General features: G+C 69.1%; 7 protein-coding genes and 1 pseudogene. 5 read left to right on the top strand and 3 right to left on the bottom strand.

Features of this window, described 5'->3' with window-relative positions:
* Nucleotides 1–93 precede the first annotated feature (93 nt).
* Nucleotides 94–432, top strand: a pseudogene (locus KBI5_RS22605) (response regulator transcription factor); the annotation flags it as partial.
* A gap of 254 nt (nucleotides 433–686) precedes the next feature.
* Nucleotides 687–1,271 (top strand): TetR family transcriptional regulator, encoded by a 585-nt coding sequence (locus tag KBI5_RS22600; protein WP_085016388.1) that lies wholly within the window; start codon nucleotides 687–689, stop codon nucleotides 1,269–1,271.
* 16 nt (nucleotides 1,272–1,287) lie between these two features.
* Here KBI5_RS22600 and KBI5_RS22595 read toward each other — a convergent pair whose 3' ends face one another.
* The 3 genes from KBI5_RS22595 to KBI5_RS22590 form a co-directional block, all read right to left on the bottom strand.
* Nucleotides 1,288–2,310, bottom strand: coding sequence for a CaiB/BaiF CoA-transferase family protein (locus KBI5_RS22595; protein WP_011437640.1), 1,023 nt, complete (start codon nucleotides 2,308–2,310; stop codon nucleotides 1,288–1,290).
* Nucleotides 2,310–2,432, bottom strand: coding sequence for a hypothetical protein (locus KBI5_RS28520; protein ID WP_277870127.1), 123 nt, complete (start codon nucleotides 2,430–2,432; stop codon nucleotides 2,310–2,312). The genes KBI5_RS22595 and KBI5_RS28520 overlap by 1 nt, the downstream gene beginning before the upstream one ends.
* Nucleotides 2,433–2,591: 159 nt before the next feature.
* Entirely contained in the window at nucleotides 2,592–4,937 is a 2,346-nt protein-coding gene (locus KBI5_RS22590) for a serine/threonine-protein kinase (RefSeq protein WP_235463176.1), read from the bottom strand.
* A 726-nt stretch (nucleotides 4,938–5,663) separates the two neighbouring features.
* Here KBI5_RS22590 and KBI5_RS22585 point away from each other — a divergent pair.
* The 3 genes from KBI5_RS22585 to KBI5_RS22580 all read left to right on the top strand — a co-directional run.
* Nucleotides 5,664–7,325, top strand: a complete 1,662-nt coding sequence (locus KBI5_RS22585; protein WP_200923118.1) for a cellulose synthase catalytic subunit — start codon at nucleotides 5,664–5,666, stop codon at nucleotides 7,323–7,325.
* A gap of 6 nt (nucleotides 7,326–7,331) precedes the next feature.
* Nucleotides 7,332–7,472 carry a hypothetical protein gene (locus KBI5_RS26635; protein WP_023842071.1) on the top strand — a complete coding sequence of 47 codons (141 nt, stop codon included), beginning with the start codon at nucleotides 7,332–7,334 and terminating at the stop codon, nucleotides 7,470–7,472.
* Between the two features lie 49 nt (nucleotides 7,473–7,521).
* A partial coding sequence (locus KBI5_RS22580) for an acyltransferase (protein WP_198537902.1) occupies nucleotides 7,522–8,629 on the top strand: 1,108 nt, incomplete at its 3' end.

The following is an 8,629-nucleotide window of genomic DNA, read 5'->3' as shown; positions in this document are numbered from 1 at the left end:
GAGCCCCACCTACGCAGCCGGCGGCACCAGCCGACCGGCCATCACGCTATGCCACGAAACCACACCGCCCACCGCATCCCCTGAATGCTTACCGGCTACGTCCYGAAGGAGATCYGCGGCAACGACCTGGTGAGCGCCATCCGCACCGTGGCCGCCGGCGGGTCGCTGCTCTCGCCATCGGTCACCCGCCGCGTCCTCGACAGAATGCGCCAAGGGCCCAGGGAAGACCCGACGCTGGCCTCCCTCAGCGCCCGGGAACGCGAAATCCTCCAGCACATCGCCGAAGGTCTCACCAACCGGCAGATAGGTACCCGGATACACCTCTCCGAGAAGACCGTGAAGAACTACGTCTCCAGCATCCTCGAAAAACTCGGCATGACCAGCCGGACCCAGGCCGCCGTCTACGCCCTGAAGAAGACGAGTGAGGACTGAACACCCACACCCGACCATCGACACACCCGACCATCGACACACCGGAGCATCGCTGTGCCTGAACCGGGTCGAAGGACCCACCCTGGTGGGAGCCAGGTCCCGGATCCAAGCACCGCGGGTCGGATGTCGCATACGCGGGCGAAGGGCACGCTCATCGCTGTCGGCAGGACGCCGACGAGGAGGTAGCGATGAGGAAAGCGGAGGAAAGCGACCTCACCGCCGAGGCCCGAGGCGCCACCGAATAGGATCATGCCGTGCCGACAGCACGAACACGCCCCGAGGTTCTGCTCGACGATCTGGTCGACCTCTTTCTGGCCGAGGGATTCCGCACTTTCACGCTCGCGCAGCTCGCCGCGCGGCTGCGCTGTTCCAAGACGACGTTGTATGCCCTCGGGCAGTCCAAGGAGCAGCTTACGGTCAACGCGGTGAGGCACTACTTCCGCCGGGCCACCGCGCAGGTCGAGACCGAGACCGCCGAAGCCGCGTCCTCGGCCGACCGGCTCGTGGCCTACCTGGCGGCGATCGGTCGCGCGCTGCGTCCGGCATYGCCCGCGTTCAGGCTCGACCTCGCCGCGCACCACGTCGCCCGGGAGGTGTATGAGCACAACATCGCCGCGGCCGCCGCGCGTGTCCGTCAGCTCATCGGCGACGGCGTCGCTGCGGGAGAATTCCGCGATGTTCACGCGGCGTTCATCGCCGACACGATCGCCGCGACGATGGAGCGCATCCAGACCGGTCGCGTCCTTGCCGCCACCGGCTTACACGACGCCGATGCCTACGAGGAGCTTGCCTCGCTTGTGCTCGACGGCATTCGCAGCGTCACCGCAGCCGGAACCTAGCCGTCGCCGACACGCCCTAGCCGTCGCCGAAACGCGGAGCCGGTTGCGGATGGCGGACACCGTCCAGCTCACGGAACACGCCACGGGCGACGTTGTGCTCGTCGGCGGCCGCCTCGGCCAGTGACAGGACCGGCGCCACGCAGCACTCGGTGTCCCTGAAGAGGACGTGCCACTCGTCGCGCGGACGCTTGGCGAAGGTCTCGGTGAGCCTCGCCCGTATCGCGGGCCACCGAGCCCGATCCAGGTGGTCGCCGTGGAATGCCGGATCGTCTTCGAGGCCAAGCCGCTGGACCAGCGCACGAAAGAACTTCCGCTCCAACGCGCCGACCGCGACATACCCGCCGTCCTGACAGACGTAGGTGTCATAGAACGGGGCGCCGCCGTCCAGCAGGTTGACACCCCTGTCGTCCCGCCATGACCCCTCCGCCAGGAACCCGTGCACCATGCCCGTCAACAGCGCCGCGCCGTCGACTATCGAGGCGTCCACGACCTGACCGCGGCCGGTGCGTCGCGCGTGGAACACGCCCGCCAGTACCCCGAAGGCGAGCAGCATGCCGCCCCCGCCGAAGTCACCGAGCATGTTGACCGGCGGCACGGGCCGCTCCCCCGCACGGCCGATGGCGTGCAGCGCGCCGCTGACGGCCAGGTACGTGATGTCGTGGCCGGCGGTGTGGGCGTATGGCCCGTTCTGCCCCCACCCCGTCATCCGACCGTAGACCAGCCGCGGGTTGCGGGCCAGGCACTCGCGCGGCCCCAGGCCCAGCCGTTCGGCCACGCCGGGCCGAAAGCCCTCGAGGAACACGTCCGCGTCGGCTACCAGGTCGAGCGCCTGGGCGACCTGGCCGGCGTCCTTGAGGTCGAGCGTCACGGTGCGCCGGCCGCGGTCGAGGACCGGCGACCGCCCCCACGCGTCGGCCGGCCCGCCCGGCCGCTCGACTCTCAGCACGTCCGCGCCAAGGTCGGCGAGCATCATGCCGCAGAACGGCGCAGGCCCGATCGCGGCGAGCTCCACCACGCGGAGTCCGTCCAGCGGCATCATCAAGCCTCCAGGGTGACAGCGTCGCCCTGGCCGCCGCCCGAGCGGAGTGCCGCGCAGCCGAGGCCGCCACCGAGCTTGCCGGTGGGCGTGCGGGCGGCGCCGAGGGTAACGGTTCTGGGCATGCGGCGATAGTACCGTGGCGGTAGTACCGCGTAGAGTACCTCGGTACTCTACGCGGTACTTAACTAAGTATCCTGTCGGAGGGTGGCGAAGCGTCACCGATCAGCAACGGCCTCGCCACGCAGGGTGGCGACCACGCCGGCCCGGCCGGGATCACTCCGCTATGGGCACCGCGACGGGTAGGGGATCTGCGGGGCGTGCCGCTCCCACTCGGCCTCGCTCATCACGGCTGTCGGATCGGTGCAGGCACGTTTGGCGATATGGGCCGGGTCGATGTCCCACAACCGGGCGGTGTTGTCGTCGCCGGAGGTGGCGGCCAGTGTGCCGTCCGGGCTGAACTGGACGCGCCGCACCGTCGCCGTGTGTCCGAGCAGGCCGCCGACCGGGCGGGGATTGCGCGGGTCGGAGATGTCCCACAGCCGGGCGGCCTTCCGCGCGGTCGTGCCCATCAGGTGCAGGTCGACGCGGAAGGCAACGCTACTCACCCAGTCCGATCGGTCGGTGAAGGTGTATAGCATTTTCGGTTCCGTCGGCGTGGCGATGTCCCATAGCCGGGCGGACCGGTCCGCCGACGTCGATCCGAGGATCCTGCCGTCGGGCCGGAAGGCGAGCCCGAGCACCGCGTTCTCGTGCCCGTTGAGGATCGCGAGCGGCGTGGGCCGGGTCGGGGTCGACACGTCCCAGAGCCGGATGGTCCGGTCGTGGCTGCCGGTCGCGAGCATTCTCCCGTCCGGGCTGAACGCCACGGTGTTGACCCAGTCGGTGTGTCCCACGAGGGTGGCCGCCAGCCGCGGCTGGTGGGGATCGGTGATGTCCCACAACTTGGCGGTGTTGTCGGTGCCGGCGGTAGCCATGGTCTTTCCGCCGACCGCGAAGGCGACGCTGTTGTTGACGTCCCGCAGCACCGCCAGCGACCTGGGCCGCTCGGGCACGGAGATGTCCCAGAGCCGGACAATGTGGTCGTCGGTGGACGTCGACAGCAGCCGCCCGTCCGCGCTGAAGCCGCCCTGCAGGAAGGTGCCGCTGTCCCCCGGGATGACCGCGAGCGGTCTGGTGGCCATGGGGTTGCTGATGTCCCAGAGCCGGACGGTGCTGTCGTCGCTTCCCGTCACCAGCATTCTGCCGTTGGGGCTGAACCGTACTCCGATCACCCGCTCGGTGTGGCCAACCAGCGTATTGATCTCTACCCCGCCGAAGTTCTCAATCAGGCTGCGCTGGGCCTCCTCGGTGGGCTCGACGCGGTAGGCCGCCAGCGCAAGTTGGCGGGCCAGCTGCGGTTGTGTCGTGCTAGCCGCCGCCGCCTCGCTCGCCAGCCGGCGCGACACCTCGATGCTCTCGGGGACCGAAGCGGGGTCCTTGTGGGTGACGAACATGAGGGTGGCCGTCACCGCTACCGCGACGGCGCAGAGACTGGCCACCAGCGACACCACCGTGCGCCGCTGCCACCGGCCGCGCCGCTGCCGCTGCTGCTGCTTCGGCTCGCCACCCTCGGGGTAGCCGCGGCCGGGTGCCGGACGGTCCAGTGGCGACAGGTCCAGTGGTGACAGGATGTCGTCGCTCGGCGGTGGCATCGCCGGGTTGGCGGAACCCACGGAACCCACGGAACCCACGGAGTCGGACGGTGTCCGCGAGGCTCCGGCGTCCATGCGCGCCGGCGGCTTGACCGGCGGATCCGTGACCACGGTGACGGCGGTTGGGCCAGCTTCGCCTCGCACCGCCTCGTCAACGTTGGACAAGCCGAGGAGGGACTGGTAGAGATCGCTGGCGGTCGGCCGGTCCGCCGGCTCCTTGGACATCGTTTTCGCCACGATCGAACGGAGTCCGTCGGGCAGGCCGTCGATCTTGGGCGCCTCGTGCACCGCTCGATACAGCAGGACCGGGGTCGTCGCCTTGCCGAACGGGCCRATCCCGGTGCCCGCGAACGTCACCACCCCGCCCCAGGCGAAGATGTCCGCGGCCGCCGTGACCAGCGCGCCGCGCGCCTGTTCGGGAGCCATGAAAGCGGGGGTGCCGATCAGGCCGGTGGAGGTCGTCAGCGAGGTCGTGGAATCCATCGCGCGCGCGATGCCGAAGTCGATGACCCGCGGACCGAGCCGCGACAGCAGGACGTTCGACGGCTTCAGGTCACGGTGGATCATTCCCGCGGCGTGGATGGCGGTGAGCGCCGCCGCGACCGAGATGGCGAGGCGTTCGAGGTCGGCCTCCGCCATGGGACCGTTGGCGGCGATCGCGTCCGCGAGCGTGGGACCGTCGATGAACTCCGTCACCAGGTACGGGCGATCGGCCTCGACGTCGACCTCAAGCACCTCCGCGGTGCAGAATCTGGCGACCCGCTGGGCGACTTCGGCCTCACGACGGAACCTGGCCAGGAACTCGGGCTGCCGCGCGAGGTCGGTACGGACCACCTTGACGGCCACGGGCCGCCCGTCCCGGCTCCTGCCGAGGTAGACGATTCCCATCCCGCCTTGGCCCAGCCTCGCCACGAGCTGGTACGTCCCGACAGTCACGGGGTCACTGTCGAGCAGCGGTGTCGCGCGGGAGTTTGCCACGTCCCACGGAACTGACCCGTCAGGCGTCGTCACGGCAACCGTCGCCGCGCGGTCTGCGAACCCACGGCCGCCCCCTCCCGCCGGAACCTGACCTTCACGCGCACTCATTGCGCACCGCGGCGCCGCACGCATGAGTGCCTACCGTCTCCGTTAGCAGCCGTGGTTCTGACAACCGGCTCACGACGGAATTTGTGCCTGGATTCTAGAGGTGCCTGAAGGCGCGTTCACGGCGCGGCCCACCCCCGAGAGCCCGACGTAGCGCATCGTAATTGCGCGACAACTTCCCGTTGGCGGTATCAGTCGCGGTAGCCCTGGCGACGCCGGGGCCACCGGGTCGCAACGGCCCACATGGGCTACCATCAGCATTGATCAAAGGGTACCGGGGCTATCGCTCGTAACGGTCGCTCGTAACGGTCCCCATAAGACCCCATAGACTACCATCAACCTTGATCACAGGGTACCGGGGGGACCGTGGAGGTCGATCTTGGCGAGGAGTTCCTTGCCGCCGAGCTGGGCGAACAAAGGAGAGACTCTTCCGCCGCGGCCTCGGTGATGYCCCCCAGGGAATATGCGGYGGATCGGATTGCGCCAAGGAACGGTGCCGTCGACGGAGCGCCGGTCCCAGAAGCGCCGGTCCCAGAAGCTCGGAACGAGTCGCTGCCAAGCCCGCCGTCGGACCGACTGGTGTACGCCTACCTCGGCCGACAGCGGCGCTGGGTACTACTGTGCATGACCGCGTCGTTCACCCTTGCCTCGTTCAGCCTGGTCAAGTTCGCGCTGCTGGCGTCGGCGTTGTGGGTGTTTCTCCTGCTACTCGGGCTCAACGCGATTTGTTCGGCCTTCACGATTGTGGCCACCCAGCACCGGCGGCGCGTAACGAGACAGAGCCATGAGGGCCTGGTCAGCGGCTGGCGGCCGATCTACTGCCCCAGCGTCGACATCTTTCTTCCCAGCGCGGGTGAACCTCTCCCGGTGTTGCTCAACACCTATTCACACATCGCCCGGGTCAGGTGGCCGGGGCAGCTACGGGCGTACGTCCTCGACGACAGCGGCCGCCCGGAGGTCGCCGCCGCGGCCGCCGCCCACGGCTTCAGCTACCTGAGCCGGCCGGACCGGGGCCGGATGAAGAAGGCCGGTAACATCCAGTTCGGGTTCGAGCACTCGCGCGGCGACTACATCGCCATCTTCGACGCCGACTTCTGCCCGCGGCCGGACTACCTCTTTCACCTGGCACCGTACCTCGACGACCCGAGCGTCGGTATCGTGCAGAGCCCGCAGCACTTCGATACGAAACGGTCGATGGGCTGGCTGCAGCGGACCGCCGGCGCCACCCAGGAGCTCTTCTATCGCTGGGTGCAGCCGTCCCGCGATGCCGTCGGCGTCCCGATCTGCGTCGGAACCAATGCGATCTACCGGCGCGGCAGCTTGCGGAAGGCAGGCGGCTTCGCCCAGATCGAACACAGCGAGGACGTCTTCACCGGTGTCAAGCTGCTGGCGGCGGGCTACACCACCCGCTATGTACCGGTGGTGCTGGCGACTGGCCTGTGCCCGGCTGACCTGGCCGGTTTCATCAACCAGCAGTACCGCTGGTGCAGCGGCTCCATGGCCCTGCTGCGGACCCGTCAGCTACGCCACATCAGACTCGACTGGAAACAGCGGGTCTGCTTCTGGAGCGGGTTCCTCTACTATATTTCCACCGCGATCAACGTCTTTACCATTAACATTCCTGGCCTGTTGATGGTGTACGTCTACCCGGAGCTGGTGCGGCCCTATAATTTCCTGCCCTTCCTGGCCGCCGCCTGGGTGTGGCTGGTCCTGCTCCCGGCCACCAGCCGCGGTCGATGGCGTTTCGAAGTGCTGCGGGTGCAACTTGTGTACAGCTTCTGCCACGCTGTCGCGATCCTGCACATGGTGCGTGGTCGCACGGCATCCTGGGTGGCGACCGGCTCCGTGCGCAAAAGGGGGAACCCGATGGTCCGCGGCGTGGTTCGGACCGCCTTCTGCTGGCTACTGCTGACGACGTGCGCGACATGGACCGGYATCGGTCTCGACGTCTGGAGGTTCGGCTGGGGAAACTTTTGGCTCGTGATTCTGTTTCAGCTCGGCCACAGCTATCTGAGCGTCCCGCTCCTGTTCGACCTGAGCCGCCTGCTCGTGGGACGCGGCGACCGGCCGGCACGCAGCCGGCACCGCGCCAGGCAGTCTCAGCCCGACTCCGTGGTCCGGGCATGGACCGGCGGTCCGCCGGCTCACAGCGCGCCGGCTCACAGCGCTCCGGCTCACAGCGCTCCGGTCTCGCCCTCGCACGGCGCTCCACCCGCCAGCGCGGCCCTGCGCCAGGGGTGAAGCGACGTGGAACGTCACGACGACGATCTGGACTTCCCGGCCTCCGAGCACCTGCGCTGGCCCGACGGGCTGGCGATCACCGTCGGCCTGGCGGTCATCGCGTTGCTGGCCACCGGCTGGGTCGACCCGACCGTGCTATGGCACTGATCAGGCCGGGCGGACCGTGGGAACGGTCGGCCTGAGGAGCATGAGGACCATGAGGACGACGGACGGCGCGGTCACCGTGCCGCTGCGGCGACCCCACCCGGGTCTGGTGCGGATCGAGGAACGGCTCGGCTTCCGCCCCGACATCGAAGGGCTACGCGCCCTGGCTGTGCTGCCCGTGCTGTGTTACCACGGTCAGGTCCCCCACGCCGCTGGCGGGTTCGTCGGGGTCGACGTGTTCTTCGTCGTCTCGGGGTTCCTCATCACCAGCCTGCTCGTGCGGGAGGCCGAGGTCACCGGTCGGATAAGCCTGGCGGGATTCTACGCGCGCCGGGCCAGGCGCATCCTGCCGGCGGCCTGCGTCGTCCTGGTGTTCGTCACCGTGGCGAGCTGGCTGACGATGCCGCCGCTGCGCCAGGCGGAGACGGTGCACGACGTCGCGGCGGCCTCGGTCTACCTGGTCAACTGGCGGTTCATCTCGAACCAGACCGACTACCTCGCCAGCGGTCGGGATCCCAGTCCGGTGCTGCACTTCTGGTCGCTCAGCGTGGAGGAGCAGTTCTACCTCGTCTGGCCGCTGCTCCTGCTGCTCGTCGTGCTGTTCGCCCGGCGCGTCACGATGTCGCTGGCCGCCGTCGCGGTCCCGGTCACGCTCGGGCTCGTCGCCCTGTCGTTGACGCTGTCGCTGCACTGGACCCTGGTGGAGACGCCGGTCGCCTACCTGAGCTCGCCGACCCGGGCGTGGCAGTTCGGCGTCGGTGCGCTGGTCGCCTTCGCCACGCCGGCGCTCGCCAGACTCGACCGCGGCCGCACCGTCACCGGGTTAAGGATCGTGCTCGGCTGGGCGGGGTGCGTGGCGGTGGTGACCGCCGTCGTCAGCTACGACAGCGTGACGGTCTACCCGGGCACGGCGGCCTTGTTGCCCACCTTCGGCGCGGCAGCGGTCATCGCGGCGGGTACCGGCGTCCGCCCGGGACACCGCAGCCTCCGGGCGGGTGCGGGCCGGTTGTTGGGGACCAGGGTGCTGACCGTCATCGGAAGCCGGTCGTACAGCCTGTACCTGTGGCACTGGGCCGTGCTCGTCCTGGTCGAGGCGCGGGTGGGAGACCTGAGCTGGCAGACGCGCACGGCAGTGGTCGCGGCCTGTGCAGTGCCGGCCG

This window comes from Frankia sp. KB5 (genome assembly GCF_002099325.1).
Lineage (GTDB): Bacteria > Actinomycetota > Actinomycetes > Frankiales > Frankiaceae > Frankia > Frankia casuarinae.
The sequence above is the reverse complement of the archived record's forward strand: the minus strand, read 5'-3'. Positions and strand labels throughout refer to the sequence as shown.

What these genes read in the sequence shown, in the direction of transcription:
- KBI5_RS22595 (WP_011437640.1), bottom strand. Translation starts at nt 2,310, where the DNA reads ATGATGCCGCTGGACGGACTCCGCGTGGTGGAGCTCGCCGCGATCGGG.
- KBI5_RS28520 (WP_277870127.1), bottom strand. Translation starts at nt 2,432, where the DNA reads ATGCCCAGAACCGTTACCCTCGGCGCCGCCCGCACGCCCACCGGCAAG.